This window comes from Actinosynnema sp. NPDC002837 (assembly GCF_040295345.1).
Lineage (GTDB): Bacteria > Actinomycetota > Actinomycetes > Mycobacteriales > Pseudonocardiaceae > Actinosynnema.
The window spans coordinates 1-20,242 of record NZ_JBEOVG010000033.1 but is presented as its reverse complement, the minus strand read 5'-3'; the positions used below and the strand labels follow the sequence as shown (position 1 = coordinate 20,242).

Here is a 20,242-nt window from a genome sequence, read left to right as displayed (position 1 = left end):
GATCACCCCTGGTGCGGGTAGCGGTAGGAGGTCGGAGCCGCGAACGTCTCCTTGATCGAACGCGGGCTCACCCAGCGCAGCAGGTTGTGCACCGAGCCCGCCTTGTCGTTCGTGCCCGACGCCCGACCGCCGCCGAACGGCTGCTGGCCCACGACCGCGCCGGTCGGCTTGTCGTTGACGTAGAAGTTGCCCGCGGCGAACCGCAGCTCCTGCTGCGCGTGCACGATCGCGGCGCGGTCCTGCGCGATGATCGCGCCGGTCAGCGCGTACGGCGCGGCGCTCTCCATCTGCCGGAGCACGGTGTCGTAGTCGGAGTCCTCGAACACGTGCACGGCCAGCACCGGCCCGAAGTACTCGGTGGTGAAGACCTCGTGCTCCGGGTTGCTGCCCACCAGCACGGTCGGCCGCACGAAGAAGCCCTCGGAGTCGTCCGCCGTGCCGCCGGCGACGACCTCCAGCTGGTCGTCCGCGTGCGCGGCCTTCAGCACGCCCGACAGCTTGTCGAACGAGCGCCGGTCGATGACCGCGCCCATGAAGTTCGACAGGTCCGTGACGTCGCCCATGGTCAGCGACTCGACGTCGGCCAGGAAGTCGTCCTTCACCCGGTTCCACACCGAGCGCGGGACGTACGCGCGGGACGCGGCCGAGCACTTCTGGCCCTGGTACTCGAACGCGCCGCGGACCAGCGCCGTGCGCAGCACGTCCACGTCGGCCGACGGGTGCGCCAGCACGAAGTCCTTGCCGCCGGTCTCGCCGACGATCCGCGGGTACGACCGGTAGCCGGCGATGTTCGCGCCCACCTGGCCCCACAGGTGCTGGAACGTGCGGGTGGACCCGGTGAAGTGGATGCCCGCGAGGTCCGGGTCGGCCAACGCCACCTCGGACACGGCCAGGCCGTCACCGGGCAGCAGGTTGATCACGCCCGGCGGCAGGCCCGCCTCTTCGAGCAGCCGCATGGTCAGGTGCGCGGCGAAGCTCTGCGTCGGCGACGGCTTCCACAGCACCACGTTGCCCATCAGGGCGGGTGCGGTGGGCAGGTTGCCCGCGATGGCGGTGAAGTTGAACGGCGTGATCGCGTAGACGAAGCCCTCCAGCGGGCGGTGGTCCGTGCGGTTCCACACGCCGGGGGACGACTGCGGCTGCTCGGCGAGCAGCCGACGGCCGAAGGAGACGTTGAAGCGCCAGAAGTCGATCAGCTCGCACGCGGCGTCGATCTCGGCCTGGATCGCGGTCTTCGACTGGCCGAGCATGGTGGCCGCGTTGAGCGTGGCCCGCCACTTGGTCGCGAGCAGGTCGGCGGCGCGCAGCAGGATCGCGGCGCGGTCGTCGTAGGACATCGCGCGCCACGCGGGCGCGGCCTGCTTCGCGGCGGCGATGGCGTCCCGCGTGTCCTGCTGCGTGGCGCCGTGCAGCGTGCCGAGGACGGCGCGGTGGTTGTGCGGCTGCACGACGTCGAAGCGCTCGCCGCCGCCGACCCGCTGCTCACCGCCGATGGTGAGGGTCAGCTCGGTGGGCTCCTTGGCCAGCTCGGCCAGCTTCGCCTGCAGCTGCGCGCGCTCCGGGGTGCCGGGGGCGTAGCCGAGGACGGGCTCGTTCACCGGTGCGGGGACCGAGGTCACGGCATCCACAAGCAGCTCCTTCGCCACAGGGTTGGGGTTGACCCAACGGTAGGACTTCCAACCATGCGTCCCGTTGTCCGCGCGTCTAGGCTTGGCCACCCCTCGTTGTGGAACTGGACAAAGATGAGCCTGCGGCAGGTCCTGATCGCGCTCGGCGATCCGCTGGTCGAGGTGCGGGTCGCGCCGCACGGGCTGGAGGCCGACGTCCTCGACGTGGTCATCCTCGACCCGGACGACACGCCCGACGTGCGGCCCGGCGACCTCGCGCTGATCATCGGCGCCCGCGGGCGGGCGGCGTCACCGCTGGTCAGGGCGGCCGGGGCCGGGGGAGCGGTGGCCGTCGCGGTCAAGGTCGACGCGCCGTCGACCGCGCTGCGGCAGGCGGCGGCGGACGCGGGCGTGGCGCTGCTGGCCGTGCGGCCCGAGGTCCGCTGGGAACACCTCGAAGCGCTCGCCCGCGGTGTCGTGCGCAACGCCCGCGTGACGGCCGACGCGGGCGCGGGCGAGGTGCTCGGCGACCTGTTCGGCCTCGCCCAGACCATCGCCTCGCTGACCGGCGGCATCGTCAGCATCGAGGACACCGCCAGCCGCGTGCTGGCCTACTCCCGTTCCACCGACGAGGTGGACGAGCTGCGCCGGCTGTCGATCCTCGGCCGCCAAGGGCCGGAGCCGTACCTGAAGATGCTTCGCGAGTGGGGCGTCTACCAGCGCCTGCGCTCCGGCGAGGAGGTCGTGCGCATCGACGAACGCCCCGAGCTGGGCATCCGCCGCCGCCTCGCCGTCGGCATCCACGCGGGCACGCAGCCGCTCGGCACGATCTGGGTGCAGGAGGGCGACACGCCGCTGGCCGAGCAGGCCGAGCGCGCCCTCCTCGGCGCGGCCCGCGTCACCGCCCTGCACCTGGTCCAGCAGCGCGAGCCCGCCGCCGCGTTCCGGGAGAACCTGCTCGCGTCCCTGCTCGACGGCCGGATGGACGCCGAGGCGATCGCCGAGCAGATCGGCGCGGACCCGGACAAGCCCGCCGCCGTCGTCGTCTTCGCGCTGCGCGGGCAGGAGCACACCGACCGCACGCAGCACGAGCTGCGCCGGGCCGAGATGACCAGCCTGATCTCCGTGCACGCCGCCGCGTACCGGCGCAGCGCGCTCGTGAGCCAGCAGAGCGGTCGCACGTACGCCCTGCTCACCGACCTGCCGCCGAAGGCGCCGCTGCTGACGTTGACCAAGGAGATCGTGGCCGCCGCGCGCAAGCACATGGGCCTGCGGGTGCAGGGCGCGATCGGCTCCACCGTGCCGACGGTGGACGAGGTGATGCTCTCCCGCGACGAGGCCGACCGCGTGCTCGACGCGATGTCGCGCGACCTCGACGCCGACGTGGCGACGCTGGAGGACGTCCGGTCCCGGGTGTTGATCAGTGAAACCCTCGCGCTTTTGGCCGAGCACCCGCGCATCCGGGATCCGCGACTCGCGAAGCTCGATGGGGAACTGGCCCGTTCACTTTTGGTCTACCTGGACGAATTCGGTGACGTGAAACGCGCAGCCGCGCAACTGCACGTTCACCCCAACACGCTCCGATACCGCCTCCGACGTGCGGCGGAGGTCGGCGGATTCGATCTCGACGACCCGCTGATCCGGTTGTTCGCCCAGTTGCAACTCAGGCTGGGCTGAAGCCCGGCGCCCGCGCGCCGTACCCTCCGGGAGTGAGCACCCAAGCCCGCGGCAGCGACTTCGCTGAATTGTCCAGGTTGGTCAAGCAGCAAGGTCTGCTCGACCGGCGCATCGGTTTCTACATCACGTTCCTGGTCGCAGTGCTGGCCGCCTTCGGCCTGACCGGGGTGGCGATGGTGCTGATCGGCGACTCTTGGTGGCAGCTCGTGCCGGCCGCCGTGCTCGCCGTCGTCTTCACCCAGATCGCGTTCCTCGGGCACGACGCCGGCCACCGGCAGGTGTTCGCGGAGCACAAGGCGAACCAGACCATGGGCCTGCTGCTCGGCAACCTGCTGATCGGCGTCGGCTACGGCTGGTGGATGGGCAAGCACACCCGCCACCACGCCAACCCCAACCACGAGGACGAGGACCCGGACGTCGACATCGCCGTCCTCGCGTTCAGCGCCGAGCAGGCCGAGCGCAAGCGCGGCTTCTTCCGCTGGGTCGTCAAGCGCCAGGCGTACCTCTTCTTCCCGCTGCTGCTGCTCGAAGGCTTCAGCCTGCACGTCATCAGCACCGCCGCCGCGGTGCGCCGCGACGTCAAGAGCTGGCGGCTGGAGGTCGCGCTGCTGACCGTGCACGTCGCGGTCTACCTGACCTCGGTGTTCCTGCTCATGTCCCCGCTGAAGGCGATCGCGTTCATCGCGGTGCACCAGGGCCTGTTCGGCGTCTACATGGGCATCTCGTTCGCGCCCAACCACAAGGGCATGCCGGTGCTGCAGGCCGGCCACCAGCTCGACTTCCTGCGCAAGCAGGTGCTGACCTCCCGCAACGTCACCGGCGGCTGGTTCACCGACTTCCTGCTCGGCGGCCTGAACTACCAGATCGAGCACCACCTGTTCCCGAGCATGCCGCGACCGAACCTGCGCAAGGCGCAGGCCCTGGTCCGCGACTTCTGCCACCGGCAGTCGGTGTCCTACGCCGAGTGCGGCCTGTTCACGTCGTACGGGTACGTGCTGAAGTACCTGCACGAGGCGGGAGCTGAACTGCGCGGTACAGGAACGCTCGCTCCAGCAGGGTCCAGGTAGTCGTCGTCACCAGGTAGATCCCGGCCGCCAGCGGCAGCACGGCGGCGATCAGCACGGTCCCGAACGGCAGGAGCCGCAGCAGCCCGGCGAACGGCGGCTGCGGCCCGCCGTTCCTCAGGGCGACCGCCGCCTGCCACCGCGAGGTGGCGAACGCGACCCCGGTGAGCAGGGCGAACAGCGCCAGGAACACCGGCGTGTGCGCCCACACGCCGAACCAGTGCGTGCCCAGCGGCACGCCGAGCAGCGTGCCGTCCAGCAGCGGGTTCGGCGTGGTGACCAGCCGGTACATCACCATGAAGAACGGCACCTGCACCAACGCGGGCAGGCAGCCGGCCAGCATCGACGTGCCGTTGGACCGGTAGAGCTCCAGGGTCTTCTCCTGGAGCTTCACCCGGTCCTTGCCGTACTTCTTGGACAGCTCGCGGACCTCGGGCGCCAACGCGGCGCGGGCTTTCTCGCCGCGCACGGCGGCACGGCTGAGCGGGTGCACGAGCAGCCGCACGACGACGGTGAAGGCGACGATGGCCAGGGCGGGCGTGGCGAACGCGGCCAGGGTTGAACCCAGGGCGTGGAACAAGGGGGACTCCGTCCTCAGAGCAAGGGGAACTGCGGGCCTCAGGAGTGCAGGCCCAGTCCCGGAGCTCGAGGACGGGGACGGCCCGCCGCGTCGGGGTCGCGCAGCCGCAGGAACGCGGCGCGCAGTGACTTCTCGCGGATCGACAGCGACCGCACCCAGGCGGGCGCGGCCTGCACCACCGGCGTGGCGGTGAGCAGCAGCACGACCAGGGCCACGGCCGTCACGGCGGCGAGCACCTCGGTGGGCGTGCTGAGCAGCGTGAGGGCGTAGAGGGCGGGGAGGTACAGCGCCAACAGCAGTTGCAGCCTGGCCATGCCCTCACCTCCCCCTTGATCTCAGTCCACTGTACCCACGAGCGCGGGCCGCGCGGGGTGGTCGTAGCGCACCGTCACATCGGCCCGCGGCTCGTAGGAGGCGTACGCGGGCAGCGTCCAGCGCCACTCCTCGGCCGACTGCCGTTCGAGCGCTCCCGGCGACAGCCACAGGTGCACGGCCAGCTCCGCGGGCAGCCACTTGTCCAGCAACACCGTGCCGTCGAGCAGCAGCACGCCACCCGCCCCGAGCGTCACGTAGTCGGCCCGGTGCGCCCGGTCCGTCGCCGCGTTCCACAACGCCGGCAGCACCCGCCCCGACCCGCCGGGGTCGAGCGGCTCCAGCACCTCGCGCAGCAGCCCGCCCACGTCCAGCCACGAGTCGCGGAACGAGTCGGGGTCCTCGTGCCCGTACTCCAGCCGCACGGACGCCGGCCGCAGGAAGTCCCACGCCGACACCCGCAGCACCGGACGTCCCAGCGCGCGCAGCGGCTCCACCAGGGCGTCCGCCAGTTCACCGGGCTTGGTCGGCGGGGCGCCGTCGACCAGCACCCTGGCCCACGTCGTGCGCGGCAGCGCGTCGATCCGCCCGACCAGCTCGTCCACGAGGGTCTGCGGCGAGAGGGGGACCACCTTCACGGCAGCGGGTCGTCCTGCCAGCCGGCGGGCAGCACGGGCACCGGCCAGTCCGGGTCCGGCTCCCACGCGCCCCACGCCGGGTCCCACCACGTGGCCCCGTCGGTCAGCATCGCCTCGACCTCCTTGGCGGTGCGCTCGATCCGCTCGGCCTCCTCGGCGTCGTACTTGCCGTCGGCGACCATCTCCTCGAACTCGTCGCGGTCCAGCTCGCGCCAGTCGCCGTCGACCGGCACCCAGAAGTCCAGCGCGTGGTCGAGCGTGTCGAAGCCGAGGGCGGTGCGGCGGAACGGCGCCTGGAGGTTCAGGTAGTAGCCCGCGAACCGGCGCTCCTCGCCCTGCCAGTACAGGTCGACCGAGTAGGCGTCACCGGGCCGGTGCAGCTGGAGCTTGCCGATGCCCTTCCAGCGCGTGCGGCCCAGCTCCTGCCAGTGGTGGGTCCGCGGGTGGGGGAAGAAGCCGAACTCGGTGCCCGGCGCGGTGAAGACGACCAGCAGGTCGGGCCCGTCCCGCACCACCCTCGTCGGGGTCACCACCCACGGCTTGCCGTGCAACACCTCGCGGCGCAACGCCACGTCCCCCGGCCGGAAGTACCCCATGGTGGATCAGGCTAGTGCCGGTTCGCGCCGCGTCCGGCGTCGCGGTCACCCCAGCGCCCGCCGCAACCTGGTCGCCGCCACCTCGCGGCGCGGGTCCGTGCGCGGCAGCAGGCGGACCAGCCGTTCCAGCACGGTCACGTCCTCCGCCACCAGCCCGAACGCCCACAGCGCCTCGACGTCGCCGCGCTCCAGCACGCCCCGCCGCACCGCCGCCGCCAGGTCTTCGCGCTCCTCGCACACCACCGGCGCCTCCGAGCGGGGCAGCAGTTCGCCCCGGTACGCCGCCGCGGCCGTGCCCACGTCACCGGCGTGGAGCGCGTCGCGCACCGCCAGGAAGTCGCCGCGCACGTCCGCCGACAGCCGGTACGGCCTGGTCAGCAGCACTCCGCCGAGCTGGGCGCGCAGCCGGTGCAGCTCGGCGCGCACGGTGGTCGGGTTGCCGCGCTCGCCGTAGAGGTGCAGCGCCAACCGCTCGGCCGTCAGCCCGCGCGGGTGCAGCGCGAGCGCCGTCAGCAGCTCCGCGTGCCGCAACGACAGCGGCAGCGCCCGACCGTCCAGCGACCCCTTCGGATCACCCAGGAACCGCAGCGACAGCACGGGTCTTCGCGTGCCCCGTCGTGGCACCCGGAGCAGATACCCCTCGTCCAACGGCTCCAGGAGCGCTTCCCGTCCATCGGCCAGCCGCACGGTCTCGCCGGTGACGTCCACCCGCGTCTGGAGCAGGCCGTGCGGTTCGGCGGCCAGCACCCGACCGCTCGGGCTCAGCAACGCGCCGGGCTCGCCGCGCAAGCCGATCAGGTGCCGCATGTTCACCGACCGCAGCCGCTCGTCCCGGGTCTCCGACCGCACCCGCAACTGGCCCTCGGCCAACCGGGCCGCGGCGGACACGAGCGCGACCAGCGCCGGGTGCGTGCTGCTCAACGGCCCGCTCACGTCCACCACGCCGATCGTGCGGCCGGTGTCCGGGTCGCGCACCGGGCTCGCCGCGCACGTCCACCCGTGGTAGGTCCGCACCAGGTGCTCGGCGGAGTGCACGGTCACCGGCTTGCCCACCGCCAGCGCCGTGCCCATCGCGTTCGTGCCGATGGCGTCCTCGGCCCAGCACGCGCCCTCGGTCAGCCGCACCCGTTCGGCCAGGAAGCGGACGGCGTTCGCGCCCTCGCACCACAGGATGTTGCCGTCCGCGTCGGTGATGATCATGACGTGCTCGGCCTCGTCGGCGAAGCCCAGCAAGGTCTCGCGCAGCACCGGCATCGCCGCCGCGATCGGGTGCGCGCCGCGCCGGTCGACCACCTCGGCCCGGTCGAGCACCACGGGCGGCTCGTGCCGGTCCGGGTCGACGCGCGCGGCCAGCGACCGCCGCCAGGACTCCAGGATCAGCTCGCGCGCGCCGTGCGCCGGGCCACCGCCCAGCACCGCCTCGTGCACGTGCGCGAGCCGTCGCGGGTCCGGTTGCATGGGCGCCTCCCCGACCAGGATGACCCGCCCGCGCCGGTCGCGGCAAGCGAAACGCTGATCCGTTCGGGTGCAACGCGGTTGCAACGTCGTGCGTCCCACGCTGCTGCCCCACGACCAACGCGAGGAGGGGCGGACATGGCGAGGTACGCGGCGCCGGGTGCGCAGGGCAGCGTGGTGTCGTACCGGGACCGGTACGACCACTTCATCGGGGGCGAGTACGCGCCGCCGGCCGAGGGCGGCTACTTCGCCGACCGCACCCCCGTCACCGGCGAGGTGTTCACCGAGGTGGCCCGGGGCACGGCCGAGGACGTGGACCGGGCGTTGGACGCCGCGCACGGCGCCGCCCGCCGGTGGGGCCGCACGTCGGCCGCCGAACGGGCGAACGTGCTCACCGAGATCGCCGACCGGGTCGAGGACCACCTCGAAGCCCTCGCGGTGGCCGAGACCTGGGAGGGCGGCAAGCCGATCGCCGAGGTGCTGGCCGCCGACCTGCCGTCGGCGGTGGACCACTTCCGCCACTTCGCGGGCGTGGTCAGGGCCCAGGAGGGCGGCATCTCGCGGCCCGGCGAGGGCCTGACGGCCTACCACTTCCCGGAGCCGCTCGGCGTGGTCGGCCAGGTCGTGCCGTGGCACCGGCCGCTGCTCATGGCGGCGGAGAGGCTCGCGCCCGCGCTGGCGGCCGGCAACGCCGTGGTGCTCAAGCCCGCCGAGCAGACCCCCGCGTCGATCCACGTGCTCGTGGGCCTGATCGCCGACCTGCTGCCGCCCGGTGTGGTCAACGTCGTGAACGGGCTCACCCGCGGGCCGTCGGAGACCGGCAGGCACCCGCACGTCTTCTTCGCCGACGTGGCCGCGCACCGCGACGCGTTCTACGACAAGGCGTTGCGGGGCGTCACCACCTTCGCCCTCGACCAGGCGCTGGTGCAGAGCCCGGCCTACGACCGGTTCCTCGCCGACGTCACCGAGCGCACCTCGCAGATCCGGCCGGGCCACCCGCTGGACACCGCGACCACGATCGGCGCGCTGACCAGCCGTGAGCAGGTGGACGAGTTCCTGGCGCGCGTCGAGACCGCCCAGCGGGAAGGCGCCCGGCTGGTCCGCGGTGGCGAGCGCGCGGAGCTCCCCGGCGAGCTGGCCGGCGGGTACTACGTCACGCCGACGGTCCTGGAGGGCCGGACGTGCCTCGACCAAGCCGACGTCGGCGGCCCGCTCGTGTCGCTGACCAGGTTCGACGACCTCGACGACGCGGTGAAGGCGGCGAACGAGACCACGCGCGGCGTCGGCGCGGGCGTCTGGTCCCGCGACACCGCCGTGGCCGATCGCGTCGCACGGCGGATCCACGCGCGACGCGTGTGGCTGAACACGTTCCGGTCCGACCTCGGCAGCCGCGCCGTGATCGACCACTACCAGCAGACCAAGACCGTCCTGGTGGAGAAGCCGTGGTGAGGGAGGCGGCGCCGGGCCGCCTCCCCCGACCGGGGCACTACCTCCAGGGCACCTGCGGCGACCGGTAGTAGTTCACGCCCATCACGTCCCACCGGTCGGCCTGCGCCGCCAGCCGGACCTTGAACTTCTCCCAGTCGTGCGTCGACCACGGCGACCAGCCCAGCTCCGCGATCGCGGGCAGGCGCGGGAACGCCAGGTACTCCAGGTCGGCCGTGTTCGTGATGGTCTCGCTCCACAGCGGCGCCTCGACGCCGCGCACCGCCTCGGCCGGCAGGCCTTCGAGGTACGCGCCGGGGTTCCAGTCGTACGCGTCCTGCACGTCGGTGTACCCGGCCCAGCTCAACCCGAGCTTGGTGTTCGCGTCGTACTTCATGTCCAGGTACGCCTTGGTCGCGGGCGACAGCACGATCTCGCTGCCGCGCGCGGCGGCTTCGACCATGTCCGGCGCGACCGTCTTGGTGCCCCAGAACTGCGGCACCGCCGACGCGGGCGGGCCCGCCTTCACGAACTCGTGCCAGCCGGTCGCGGTCTTGCCGTGCTTGGCCACCAGCGGCAGGACCTTGTCCATGAACAGGTCGAAGTCCGGGTCGGTGGTGGCGTGGGCCTCGTCGCCGCCGATGTGGAGGTACTCGCCCGGCGTCAACGCGGCCACTTCGCGCAGCACGTCGTCCACGAACCGGTAGGTGATGTCCTTGTCGATGCACAGGGAGCTGAAGCCGACCTCGATGCCGGTGTAGAGCGGCGGCGCGACGCCGTCGCAGTTCAGCTCCGGGTACGACGAGAGCGCGGCGTTGGTGTGGCCCGGCAGGTCGATCTCCGGGATCACCGTGATGTGCCGTGCGGCGGCGTAGGCCACCAGGTCCCGGTACTGCTCCTGGGTGTAGAAGCCGCCGGGACCGCCGCCGACCTCCGTGCTGCCGCCGTGCGCGGTCAGGTTGGGCCAGCTCTTGATCTCCAGCCGCCAGCCCTGGTCGTCGGTCAGGTGCAGGTGCAGCCGGTTGACCTTGTAGAGCGCGATCTGGTCGATGTACCACTTGACCTCGTCGACGGAGAAGAAGTGCCGGGCCACGTCGAGCATCGCGCCCCGGTGGGCGTAGCGCGGGTGGTCCAGCACCCGGCCGCCGGGCGCGGTCCACGGCCCGGGCTGCCTGGTCTTCGCCTCCACCTTCGCGGGCAGCAGCTGCCGGAACGTCTGCACGCCCGCGAACAGGCCCGCCGCGGTGCGCGCCCGGATCAGCACGCCCCGCTTCGTCACGTCGAGCTGGTAGCCCTCCGCGCCGACGCGGGCGTCCGCGCCGACGAGCAGCAGCGAGATGTGCCGGCCGGACGCGCCGGGCACGACGGGCAGGCGGTAGCCGGTCGACGGGCGCAGGACGCCCGCGAGGAACTCGCCGACCTCCTTCGCGTCGGCCGAGCCCGGGTGGGTGTAGATCCTGGTGTCCGCGCTGAGCGTGAAGGTCACGCCCGGCCGCGGGGTGACACTGACGGGAGCGGGCACGATGTGCTGCAACGGCGTCTCCGGAGCTGCTTGGGCGGGAACCGCCGCGCCCACCGCGCCCACGAACAGCAGCGCGACGAGCGCTCGACCGAACCCGCGCCGTCCGGCGCCTTCTGTGAGAAGCACTGACGTCCTCCTGGCCGGCGTGGATCACCGAGCGGCGGCTCACGCCACCGTTTCAGCCGGCCCAGGAGCTGTCAAGGTCCAGACCAATTACCGCAGCTTCGGCTTGCCGAGACGACGCCACGCGGCGGGGAACCGGTCCTCCACCCGTTGCGCCGCGGCCGTCTCCAGACCGTGCAGCAGGCCGAACGTGAAGCCGTTCTCCCCGTCGAGCTGCGCCTTCGCGCCGAGCTCGCGCAGCACCGGCCGCGCCAGCACGCCGTCCTGGTGCTCGCCGAGCAGCTCCTGCACCGCCTTGACCTTCTTGCGGTACTCCTTGGCCCGCTTGCCGATCCGCGGTTCGGACACCTCCACCGCGTACCGCAGCCGCTTGGCGGCCTTGCGCGCCTCGTGCAGCGCGACGTCGTCGTGCGCGCCCTCGGCCCGTTTCGCCAGCCTGCGGTAGGTCCTGTCGACCAGCTCGGGCAGCGCCTTCGCGGCCTTGGCCTGCGCCGCCGGCGTGAACGGCGGTTCGGCGACCAGCGCGTCGACCGCGTCCAGCAGGGCGAAGTACCGCTCGCTGTCCAACGCCGCCACGGCCGCCTCGTGCGCGGCGGCCTCCAACGGCGCGAAGTGCCGGGTGAGCTGGGCGTGCACCGGGCCGAGCACCAACCCGTCGTCGAGCCGGGCCAGGTGATCGGTGAACCGGGTCCGCAGCACCTCCAGGTCACGGGCCTCGCCGAGCACGCCCGCGAGCCACTTCAGCTCGTCGGTCAGCTCACGCGTGTCGTCGCGTTCCACGATCGTGCCGAACGCCTGGAGCGCGCTGCGCATCCGGCGCGTCGCCACCCGCATCTGGTGCACGGCGTCGTCCTCGCCCCGGCGGACCCTGGGGTCCTGGTGCTTCAACGCGTCGGCCTGCTCGCGCAGGTACGCCAGCACCACGTCGCCGGCGGACTTGCCCGACGTGGTCGGCGGCGTGGTGGTGGCGATCCGGTCGGCCAGCAGGCGGCCCAGCTTGGCCGACGAGGTGGACCGGGTGATGCCCGCGTCCGCCAGCCGTGCCTCGACCCGGTCCAGGAGCGCGACGTCTCCGCGTTCGCCCAGCTCGACCTCGATCTCGCGCCACGAGTCGACCGGCGAGCCGTCGGCCAGGGACTGCCCGGAGACCAGGTCCTCGACCACCTCGGTGAGCAGGCGGCCCTTGTCGTCCACGAGCTGCCAGCGCTGCCGGGTGGTCTGGATGCGCGCGACGGGCGACAGCTCGTGGCCGCGCGCGTGCACCTGGACCAACGAGCCGAGCTGCTTGGGCGGGTGCTTGGCCGCGCGGCCGGGCGGCAGCCGCACCTCTTCGCGCGTGTCCACGCCCGCCGGCAGCTTCAGGTGCCAGCCCGCGTCGTCACCGCCCGTGCGCCGGCGCATCGTCAACCCGGCCCGGGCGAGCCTCAGGTCCGCGGTGTCGTAGTAGACCGCTTCCAGGCGTTGTTCCTCGGGTCCCGCCACGGCCGCCACGCCGGGCAGGTCGGTCAGGTCCGGCAGCGCGGCGCCACCGGGGGCCTCGTACTTGCGTTCCGTCTCGTGCACCGACCTCGACATGTACCAGACATACACCGTTTGGTGCGGGTTCAAGCTGGTGTCACGGTGTGTGATCGAACGTTAACCAGGCCGGGGGTTTGTGTCGGCCCGTACGCGTGGTTTTCCGGTTCTGTCCCTGGACGCGGCCGCGCGGTGCGGTTGGCTGGTCCGCGTGCCCACTGAGAAGGAACGGCTCGACGAGGTCGAGCCGACCGTCGCTGATCTCGTCGCCACCACCCATGCGCTGACGGCCGAGCTCGGTCGGGTGAGCGCGCGCCTGCACGTGCTGGAGCGCAGGCTGTCCGGCGCCGGTTCGGGCCCGGACGAGGACCTCGACTCGACCGAGGGCATCGCCGAGACGGTGAACGCGCTGCGGGCCGCGTGGGACGCCGAGCAGGAGCTGCTGGCCGACTCCGTGCGCGCCGACCTGCAGGCCGAGGTCGCCGAGTACGAGTCGCTGGCGCAGCAGCGGGACGCCGGGCTGGCCAAGCTCTCGACCGGCCGCATGCCGCGCTTCGAGCGCGACGCGTTGCAGCACGAGGTGCAGAACCTGGAGTGGCGGGTCAACGCGCAGGAGGCGGGCGCGCGTGCCGCCTCCCACCGGCTGGCCGCCGACCGGCTGGCCGCCGAGGAGCCGTGGCGCGCGGAGGCCGTCGTGGCGGGGGAGAAGGCGCGCCAGGAGGTCCTGGACATCGCCCGCCGCCGCCTGAACCGAGCCCTGTCCGCCGACACCCGCCTGCCGCTGTGGTTCCGCGTCGGCCTGGGCGAGATCACCACCCCCGACCCCTCCCGCTGGGTCGAGGCCGCCGTCGCCCTGGTCGCCTACCGCCTCGAGTACGGCGTCGCGGACCCGATCTCACCACTGGGCGAGATCCCCTCGGCCACCTCCGGCTTCGCCGCGTGGGTCCGCCGGGCCGAGGCCTACACCGACATCGTCGACCAGCTCGAGTCCCTGCGCCCCTGAACCCCGCGCAAGTCCCTGCGCCCTTGAACCCCGCGCATGTCCCTGCGCCCTTGAACCCCGCGCGAGTCGTCCACAACCGGCCCTCGCCGCCGCCGTCTTGTCGGTCCCTCGTGGCAGGATCGAAACCGGGGATCGCCTGCTACCGCCACGGCACTCGGTGTCCTCGAGCCGATCGGGTGGTGGGGAGACCCTGCCGGAGCCCTCGGCTCGCACACCCCGACGACCCGGCGACGCCGACACCGTCGAGACGGGTTGCCCAGCGGCGGCCCGCCCAAGTCGAGTGGGGGTGCGCCGAAGATGCCGTTGTCGGCCTGGAACGCCGCCCTCGCCCCGGCCCGGTCACGTTGATCGTGACGGGGCCGTTGGCGACACCGGCCTGCACCACGTTCGTGGCCGGCCCGCCCACCTCGTTCTCGACCCGCTCGACCTTGTCGCCCGTGAACCCGTGGCTGGACCCACCGCCAACCCCGACGCCACGCGTCGAGCGACCCGGTTAGCAGGTCTTGAGCATCGCGCCCAACGCGTCGCGCTCCGCCTCGTCCACGGAAAGCGCGTACAGCGTCTTCACCGACACCACGGCCCGCGCGTACGTGCACCAGTAGGTCTGCACCGGGGGCTTCCACTTGGCCGCGTCCTGGTCGCCCTTGGACCGGTTGCTGGCCGCCGTCACCGCGATCAGCTGCAACCCGCCGAGGTCGTTGGCGAACTTCTCCCGCTGCTCGTCGGTCCACTTGTCCGCACCCGAACGCCACGCCTCGGCCAGCGCCACCGTGTGGTCGATGTCGAGCTCGCCCGCGTCGGTCACGACCTTGCCGTCGTAGACGCTGGTCCAGGTCCCCGAGGTGATCTTGCAGCTGTCGCCGACCCGCACGTCCGCGCCCTGCCGCTGCAGCACCACCTCCCGCGTGTCGCACCCGTCGCCCTGGGCGCTCCAGTGCGGGAACCGGTCGCGGCTGTAACCCGTCATCTTCCCCTCGGGCGCCAAGGTCAACGCCGCCAACTGCGCCGCCGGGTCGTCGCCGGGCGAAGCCGGACCCGTCGGCACCGGGGCGGTGGTGGGGGTGTTCGGCGTCAGGATGTCGCTGCCGCAGCCGGCGATGATCACGAGGAGCGCCAGGACACCGCTGACAACCGCTGTCGACCGCTTGCCGCTCATGCACCCCATGATCAGCGATGATCGCGCCGAGCGGAACACCGGGGCCGAAATCGTCCGGAATAATCCCGAACCGTGCGCCGCATTCGACAGTCGTTCGACGTGTTCGTGCCGGCCTCGGTCGCGGTGCTCGTCGCGTTCATGGTCGTCGGGACGTCCACCTCCACCACCGCGATCACGGTGTCCGCCGCGCTGGTCGCGGTCGTGTCCGGTGTCGCGCTGTGGTGGCGACGTCGCAATCCCGTGCCGGTCATGGGCATCGCGCTGGTCGGCGGCCTGGTCGTGCAGCTGGTCGCGCCGATGACGGTCTTCCCGCTCGCCGCGCTCGTCGCCATGGGCTCGCTGGCCGCCGCACGCGCACCGAAGTTCTCCTTGCCCGCCTTGGTCCTGCTGCTCGGCGTGATCTCGCTGAACTTCCGCACCACGACCCCCGAGGACACGCAGTTCGTGCTGGCCGTCGCCGTGGTCGTCGCGGCGGTGGGCGAAGCCGTGCGCAGTCGGCGGGTCGCGCTGGCACAAGCGGCGCAACGCGCGGTCGGTGAGGAGCAGGCCCGGATCGCCCGCGAGCTGCACGACGTCATCGCGCACGGCGTCTCGGTGATCGTGGTGCAGGCCGCGGCGGCGGACGACGTGTTCGACCGACGTCCCGACCGCGCCAGGGAGGCGTTGCGCTCGATCGACGCGACGGGCCGGGCGACGCTCGAGGAGTTGCGCAAGCTCCTCGGCGCCGTGCGGCCGGAGGAACGCCCGGGCCTGGACCGGCTGGCCGACCTCGTGGAGCCGTTGCGCGCCGCCGGCCTGCACGTCGAGGTGACCCGGGAACCCGTGCCGCTGCCCGCCGGTGTGGACCTGTCGGCCTACCGGATCGTGCAGGAAGCCCTGACGAACACCCTCCGCCACGCCCGCGCGAGCCGCGCGGAAGTGCTGGTGCGCAACGATTCCGGCGTGCTCGAACTGGAAGTGCGCGACGACGGCCGGGGCGGCGTGCCCGCGTTCGGGCGCGGCATCACCGGGATGCGCGAACGCGCCGCGCTCCTCGGCGGCACGGTCGACGCGGGCCCGTTGCCCGACGGTGGTTTCCGCGTGCACGCCCGCCTGCCGCTGGCGGTGACCGCGTGATCCGCGTCCTCGTCGCCGACGACCAGGCGTTGGTGCGCGGCGGTTTCCGCATGATCCTGGAGGCTCGCGACGACCTCGACGTCGTCGGCGAGGCGGCGGACGGCGTCGAAGCGGTGGACCTCACCGCCTCCCTGAACCCGGACGTCGTCCTGATGGACGTCCGGATGCCCACCGTGGACGGTCTGGAAGCGACCCGCCGCATCGTCACCTCCGGCAGTCCCGCCCGCGTCCTGGTCCTCACCACCTACGACGTGGACGACTCCGTCTACGCGGCCTTGCGCGCCGGCGCGAGCGGCTTCCTGCTCAAGGACGTGCGGCCGGCGGAACTGGTCGAAGCCGTCCGCGTGATCGCACGCGGCGACGCCCTCCTCGCACCGTCCGTGACCCGCCGCCTGCTGGACCGCTTCGTGGACACCTTCCCGGCGCCGTCCCCACGTGCGCTGGACGCGTTGACCAGCCGTGAGGTCGAGGTGCTCCGCCTGGTCTCACTGGCCCTCTCGAACGCCGAGATCGCCGAGCACCTCGTCCTCACCGAGGCCACGATCAAGACGCACGTGTCCGCGATCCTGCGCAAGCTGGGCCTCCGCGACCGCGTCCAAGCCGTCGTCCTGGCCTACGAAGTAGGACTCGTCCGCCCGCGCTCAGCCTAAGGACGGAGCCCGGACACCGATCTCAGGCCCGATGTGCCGGGCCAGGGCCGCTCCTAGCGTTGCCTGGCATGTCCCGCAACCTCCGCGCCGCCCTGATCCTGTTCCTCCTCGCGCCCTTGATCGGCGAGTACGTCCTGGGCAACCTCCCGGTGGCCGAGATCGGCGCGCTGATCGTCCTCGCGCCGATGTACGGCGGGGGAGCGCTGCTGATCCGCGAGGTCGTCCGGCGCACGGGTCGGGGCTGGCCGACCATCCTCGTCCTCGGCTTGGCCTACGGTGTGCTGGAAGCAGGACTGCTGGACCAGTCGCTGTTCAACCCGGCGTTCGAGGAGTACGAGTTCCAGGCCGTCACCCCGATCCCGGCGCTGGGGATCAGCGCGCTGAACGGCTACTCGTTCGTCGTCGGCCACGCCGTCTGGAGCATCGGCGTGCCGATCGCCCTGGTCGAGTCACTGGCCTGGCGACGACGCGGCACTCCGTGGCTCGGCCGGAAGGGCTTGATCGTCCTCGCGCTCGTCTTCGTCGCCGGCTCGGCGCTCGTCTTCCGGATCCTCCTCGCCCAGGAGGGCTTCATGGCCACGCCGGCTCAACGCCTCGGCGCCGCCGTCACCGTCCTGGCACTGATCGCCATCGCCTTCCTGATCCGGCCGCGCGCCACCACCGACCGACGCGCGCCCCGCCCGGGACCACTCGGCATCGGCGCGTTCCTGGTGTCCTCGATCTTCGTCGCCGTGCCCGAGGACTGGACCGGCTTCGGCCTCAAGGTCGCCCTCACGGTCCTCGCCGCCACCGCCTTGACCTGGTGGGGCCGGAGCACGACCTGGGGCGCCGCCCACCGGTACGCGGTGGCGGCCGGCGCCCTGGTCACCTACACGTGGGTCGGCTGGGTCCTGGTGGAGAAGTCCCCGGGGCCCCTCATCGCCCACGCCGTCCTGATCGTCCTCACCTGGGCGTTCCTGTTCGTCGTGCGCCAGGCCTCGCTCAGGGTCGACTCGTGAGGTACCCGCCCATGTGCGTGAAGTACTCCGTCGCGCCCAGCTCGACGCCGTCCTCCGTCCGCACCCGCTTGACCAGCAGGGCGTGGTTGCGGCCGCGTCGGGCCTCCGCGCCCGCGACGATCGCGACACCGTCGCCCTCGCGGTAGAAGATCCGACCGGGCGTGCCGCCGTAGCGCTCCTTGGACACCTCGGCCTCCACGATCTCCAGCCGCTTGCCCTTGTGGAACGCGAACGCGCTCGGGTACGGCGCGCACTGCGCCCGCACCAGCCGGTCCAGCTCCTCCGCGCCCCACGTCCAGTCGATGCGCAGGTCCTCCTCCGCGCGCTTGTGGAAGAAGCTGGCCTTCGACCGGTCCTGCTTGGTGAAGTCCGTGCGGCCCTTGGCGATCTCGGCCAGGCCGTCCACGGTGATCGGCCCGAACAGCTCCAGCGTCTTGTGGAACAGGTCCGCCGTCGTGTCGCGCGGGCCGACGGGGACGGCGCGCTGGAGCACGATGTCGCCCGCGTCCAGGGTGTCGTCCATCAGGTGCGCGGTGACGCCGACCTCCTTCTCGTCGTTGATCAGGGCCCAGATCAACGGCGAGAAGCCCGCGTAGGCGGGGAGCAGCGAGTCGTGCACGTTCAGCGTGCCGTGCTTGGGGAGGGTGAAGATGTGCGGCGGGATCCACGTGCGCCAGTTCGTGGCGACGATGACGTCCGGCTCGACCTCCTTGAGGCGCTGGAACAGCTCGTCGTCGTCCGGCCGGTTGCGGATGATCGTCTCGACGCCGTGCTCGGCGGCCAGGTCCGCGACCGAGTCGCTCCAGATGCGCTCGTAGGCGTGGTCGCTCTTGGGGTGCGTGACGACCAGCACCACCTCGTGCTCGGAGTCCAGCAGTGCCTGGAGCGTGCGGTGACCCCAGGTCTGGTAGCCGAACATGACGACCCGCATGGAGCTCCTCCTTGGATAGGCTCGCCTAAGTTATCCAACCCTAACCTAAGTGCTCGTGGGCTAGCCTTTGCGGGTGATCCTTGACCTCAAAGTGGTTGGCGGGCAGGTCGTGACCATGGACCCGGCCCGGCCGGTGGCGTCGGTGATCGGGGTCTGGGCGGGGAGGGTCGTCGGCCTGGACGACGACGTCGCGGACCTGCCCGCGCGCCGCGTGGTCGACCTCGACGGCGCGGTCGTGCTGCCGGGTTTCGTGGACGCCCACAACCACCTCGCGTGGGCCGGACGTGCGGCGAGGACCCCGGACGTCTCCTCCTGCAAGACCGTCGCCCAGGTCTTGGAAGTCCTGCGCGGCGCACCGCGCGCCTCGGGCTGGGTCGAGGCGGCGGGCTACGACCACCGCGCCCTCGACCGCCCGCTGACCTCGCGCGACCTGGACCTGATCGGGCCGCGCGTCTACGTGCAGGACCTGTCCGGCCACGCCTGCGTCGTCAGCGGTGACGTGCTCGCCGTGCTCCCCGCCTCGGCCTTGCGCGACGCCCAACGTGACGAGGCCGGCAACCCGACCGGCTTCCTCGCCGAAGCCGCCCAGACCGCCGTGCGCGCTCTACGGCTCCCGTACTCGTTGGACGACATCGCCGCCGACGTCGAGTCCGGGGCGAACCAGTGCCTCCGGGAAGGCGTGGTCCTGGCCGCCGAAGCCGGCGTGGGCGGCGGCCTGATCGGCAGCAGCCCGTTGGAGGTCGAGGCCTACCAACGCGCCACCCTGCCCATCCGCATCCAACTGATGATCTCCGCCGACCGCCTGGAACCAGTGGCCGCCCACGCCGACGACGGCATCCGCCGCGCCGTGCCCCTGGGCCTGCGAACCGGCCTGGGCGACGACCGCCTCTCCATCGGCCCGCTCAAGCTGTGGACCGACGGCGGCATGATGGCCCGCACGGCCGCGTTGACCTGGCCGTACGAAGGCATGTCGACATCGGGCCAACTGCAGGACGACCCGGACCTCATGCGTGCCGCGATCATCGACGGCCACAAAGCCGGCTGGCAACTGGCGGTCCACGCCATCGGCGACCGCGCCGTCGACTTCGCTTTGGACGCCCTCTCCGAAGCCCTGCAAACCACACCCCGCCCGGACGCCCGACACCGAATCGAGCACTGCGGCCTGGTCCGACCCGAGCAACTGGCCCGCATCGCCGAACTGGGCGTCATCCCGGTGATCCAGCCGACCTTCCTGTGGGCCTACGGCGACGACTACGCCAAGATCATGGGCCCCGAACGCTCACCCTGGATGTACCGGGGCAAGTCCTTCCTCGACCACGGAATCCCCCTGGCCGGCAGCTCGGACCGCCCGGTGGCCGACGGCAAACCACTGCGCGCCATCCAGTTCATGGCCGAACGAAGGTCCAGGGAAGGCAACCCCATCGGCCCGGACGAAGCCATCACCGTCCACCAAGCGCTCTCCGCCTACACCATCGGCGCCGCTTACGCGTGCCGCCAGGAAAACGCCCTCGGCACCATCGCCCCGGGCAAGCTGGCCGACTTCGCCATCCTCGAATCCAACCCCCTGACCAGCGACATCTCCAAGATCGGCGACATCGCGATCGCCGCCACCGTCATCGGCGGCCACTTCACCCACAACCCCGCCACCTTCCCCGCCTAGCCCCCACAACGGACCCGCACACCTGCACCGAGACCACCCGACCCCACCCACCCACAACGGACCCGGAACCACCCCACCTAGGCCCGATTTGACATGGGTTCGGGTGCCATAGGCTGGTCGAAGCCGGGCAGGCCTGGCGGACGCTTTTCCCGCCAGGCCTGCCCCGCGTTTGGCGGCCAGGGGTGGCCCGTAAGGGCCCCAGTCAAAAACAGCC

18 protein-coding genes are annotated in these 20,242 nt (G+C 72.1%); 8 read left to right on the top strand and 10 right to left on the bottom strand.

Features of this window, described 5'->3' with window-relative positions; translation table 11 throughout:
- Positions 1 to 2: 2 nt before the first annotated feature.
- Positions 3 to 1,628 carry an L-glutamate gamma-semialdehyde dehydrogenase gene (gene pruA, locus ABTZ99_RS22525; RefSeq protein WP_499613588.1) on the bottom strand — a complete coding sequence of 542 codons (1,626 nt, stop codon included), beginning with the start codon at positions 1,626 to 1,628 and terminating at the stop codon, positions 3 to 5.
- Between the two features lie 114 nt (positions 1,629 to 1,742).
- Between pruA and ABTZ99_RS22520 the strand changes: the two genes are divergently transcribed.
- Together ABTZ99_RS22520 and ABTZ99_RS22515 are read left to right on the top strand one after the other, a co-directional pair.
- Entirely contained in the window at positions 1,743 to 3,284 is a 1,542-nt protein-coding gene (locus tag ABTZ99_RS22520; protein ID WP_498783650.1) for a PucR family transcriptional regulator, read from the top strand.
- A gap of 32 nt (positions 3,285 to 3,316) precedes the next feature.
- Positions 3,317 to 4,351, top strand: a complete 1,035-nt coding sequence (locus tag ABTZ99_RS22515; RefSeq protein ID WP_498783648.1) for a fatty acid desaturase family protein — start codon at positions 3,317 to 3,319, stop codon at positions 4,349 to 4,351.
- Here the strand turns inward: ABTZ99_RS22515 and ABTZ99_RS22510 are convergent.
- The 5 genes from ABTZ99_RS22510 to ABTZ99_RS22490 are packed head-to-tail and all read right to left on the bottom strand — an operon-like array spanning position 4,260 to position 7,932.
- Entirely contained in the window at positions 4,260 to 4,928 is a 669-nt protein-coding gene (locus ABTZ99_RS22510) for a YidC/Oxa1 family membrane protein insertase (RefSeq protein WP_498783646.1), read from the bottom strand. The genes ABTZ99_RS22515 and ABTZ99_RS22510 overlap by 92 nt on opposite strands.
- A gap of 38 nt (positions 4,929 to 4,966) precedes the next feature.
- Positions 4,967 to 5,242, bottom strand: a complete 276-nt coding sequence (locus ABTZ99_RS22505; protein ID WP_499613584.1) for a DUF6412 domain-containing protein — start codon at positions 5,240 to 5,242, stop codon at positions 4,967 to 4,969.
- A 21-nt stretch (positions 5,243 to 5,263) separates the two neighbouring features.
- Positions 5,264 to 5,878 (bottom strand): nucleoside/nucleotide kinase family protein, encoded by a 615-nt coding sequence (locus ABTZ99_RS22500; RefSeq protein ID WP_498783642.1) that lies wholly within the window; start codon positions 5,876 to 5,878, stop codon positions 5,264 to 5,266.
- Entirely contained in the window at positions 5,875 to 6,474 is a 600-nt protein-coding gene (locus ABTZ99_RS22495) for a DUF402 domain-containing protein (RefSeq protein ID WP_498783641.1), read from the bottom strand. Before ABTZ99_RS22495 ends, ABTZ99_RS22500 begins: the two co-directional genes overlap by 4 nt.
- Positions 6,475 to 6,519: 45 nt before the next feature.
- The gene (locus ABTZ99_RS22490; RefSeq protein WP_499613580.1) at positions 6,520 to 7,932 is read right to left on the bottom strand and encodes a GAF domain-containing protein; all 1,413 of its coding nucleotides are present in this window, start codon (positions 7,930 to 7,932) and stop codon (positions 6,520 to 6,522) included.
- Positions 7,933 to 8,067: 135 nt separating this feature from the next.
- Here ABTZ99_RS22490 and ABTZ99_RS22485 point away from each other — a divergent pair, with 135 nt between their 5' ends.
- Entirely contained in the window at positions 8,068 to 9,378 is a 1,311-nt protein-coding gene (locus ABTZ99_RS22485; RefSeq protein WP_499613578.1) for an aldehyde dehydrogenase family protein, read from the top strand.
- Positions 9,379 to 9,415: 37 nt separating this feature from the next.
- Here ABTZ99_RS22485 and ABTZ99_RS22480 read toward each other — a convergent pair whose 3' ends face one another.
- Both ABTZ99_RS22480 and ABTZ99_RS22475 read right to left on the bottom strand, forming a co-directional pair.
- Positions 9,416 to 11,002: a beta-N-acetylhexosaminidase gene (locus tag ABTZ99_RS22480; protein ID WP_499613575.1), complete on the bottom strand. Its 1,587-nt coding sequence runs from the start codon at positions 11,000 to 11,002 to the stop codon at positions 9,416 to 9,418.
- An 87-nt stretch (positions 11,003 to 11,089) separates the two neighbouring features.
- Positions 11,090 to 12,574 carry a CYTH and CHAD domain-containing protein gene (locus ABTZ99_RS22475; RefSeq protein ID WP_499613573.1) on the bottom strand — a complete coding sequence of 495 codons (1,485 nt, stop codon included), beginning with the start codon at positions 12,572 to 12,574 and terminating at the stop codon, positions 11,090 to 11,092.
- A 151-nt stretch (positions 12,575 to 12,725) separates the two neighbouring features.
- On the opposite strand from ABTZ99_RS22475, the gene ABTZ99_RS22470 reads away from it, so the two are divergent.
- Entirely contained in the window at positions 12,726 to 13,517 is a 792-nt protein-coding gene (locus ABTZ99_RS22470) for a hypothetical protein (protein WP_499613569.1), read from the top strand.
- A 493-nt stretch (positions 13,518 to 14,010) separates the two neighbouring features.
- Here the strand turns inward: ABTZ99_RS22470 and ABTZ99_RS22465 are convergent, their stop codons facing one another.
- The gene (locus tag ABTZ99_RS22465) at positions 14,011 to 14,673 is read right to left on the bottom strand and encodes an HNH endonuclease family protein (protein ID WP_498783629.1); all 663 of its coding nucleotides are present in this window, start codon (positions 14,671 to 14,673) and stop codon (positions 14,011 to 14,013) included.
- Positions 14,674 to 14,745: 72 nt separating this feature from the next.
- Between ABTZ99_RS22465 and ABTZ99_RS22460 the strand changes: the two genes are divergently transcribed.
- The 3 genes from ABTZ99_RS22460 (at position 14,746) to ABTZ99_RS22450 (ending at position 17,437) form a co-directional block, all read left to right on the top strand.
- Positions 14,746 to 15,789 carry a sensor histidine kinase gene (locus ABTZ99_RS22460; RefSeq protein WP_498783627.1) on the top strand — a complete coding sequence of 348 codons (1,044 nt, stop codon included), beginning with the start codon at positions 14,746 to 14,748 and terminating at the stop codon, positions 15,787 to 15,789.
- Entirely contained in the window at positions 15,786 to 16,439 is a 654-nt protein-coding gene (locus ABTZ99_RS22455) for a response regulator (protein WP_499613565.1), read from the top strand. The genes ABTZ99_RS22460 and ABTZ99_RS22455 overlap by 4 nt, the downstream gene beginning before the upstream one ends.
- Positions 16,440 to 16,507: 68 nt before the next feature.
- Entirely contained in the window at positions 16,508 to 17,437 is a 930-nt protein-coding gene (locus ABTZ99_RS22450; RefSeq protein WP_499613562.1) for an AF_0692 family protein, read from the top strand.
- Here the strand turns inward: ABTZ99_RS22450 and ABTZ99_RS22445 are convergent.
- Positions 17,421 to 18,368, bottom strand: a complete 948-nt coding sequence (locus ABTZ99_RS22445) for a methionyl-tRNA formyltransferase (protein ID WP_499613559.1) — start codon at positions 18,366 to 18,368, stop codon at positions 17,421 to 17,423. The two genes, ABTZ99_RS22450 and ABTZ99_RS22445, sit on opposite strands and share 17 nt — an antisense overlap.
- A 73-nt stretch (positions 18,369 to 18,441) precedes the next feature.
- On the opposite strand from ABTZ99_RS22445, the gene ABTZ99_RS22440 reads away from it, so the two are divergent.
- Positions 18,442 to 20,028, top strand: coding sequence for an amidohydrolase (locus ABTZ99_RS22440; RefSeq protein WP_499613556.1), 1,587 nt, complete (start codon positions 18,442 to 18,444; stop codon positions 20,026 to 20,028).
- Positions 20,029 to 20,242 lie beyond the last annotated feature (214 nt).

Bases quoted from the DNA above. Each gene is read 5' to 3' on its own strand.
- ABTZ99_RS22520 (WP_498783650.1), top strand. From the start codon at position 1,743: ATGAGCCTGCGGCAGGTCCTGATCGCGCTCGGCGATCCGCTGGTCGAG.
- ABTZ99_RS22505 (WP_499613584.1), bottom strand. From the start codon at position 5,242: ATGGCCAGGCTGCAACTGCTGTTGGCGCTGTACCTCCCCGCCCTCTAC.
- ABTZ99_RS22495 (WP_498783641.1), bottom strand. From the start codon at position 6,474: ATGGGGTACTTCCGGCCGGGGGACGTGGCGTTGCGCCGCGAGGTGTTG.
- ABTZ99_RS22490 (WP_499613580.1), bottom strand. From the start codon at position 7,932: ATGCAACCGGACCCGCGACGGCTCGCGCACGTGCACGAGGCGGTGCTG.
- ABTZ99_RS22485 (WP_499613578.1), top strand. From the start codon at position 8,068: ATGGCGAGGTACGCGGCGCCGGGTGCGCAGGGCAGCGTGGTGTCGTAC.
- ABTZ99_RS22475 (WP_499613573.1), bottom strand. From the start codon at position 12,574: ATGTCGAGGTCGGTGCACGAGACGGAACGCAAGTACGAGGCCCCCGGT.
- ABTZ99_RS22465 (WP_498783629.1), bottom strand. From the start codon at position 14,673: ATGAGCGGCAAGCGGTCGACAGCGGTTGTCAGCGGTGTCCTGGCGCTC.
- ABTZ99_RS22450 (WP_499613562.1), top strand. From the start codon at position 16,508: ATGTCCCGCAACCTCCGCGCCGCCCTGATCCTGTTCCTCCTCGCGCCC.
- ABTZ99_RS22445 (WP_499613559.1), bottom strand. From the start codon at position 18,368: ATGCGGGTCGTCATGTTCGGCTACCAGACCTGGGGTCACCGCACGCTC.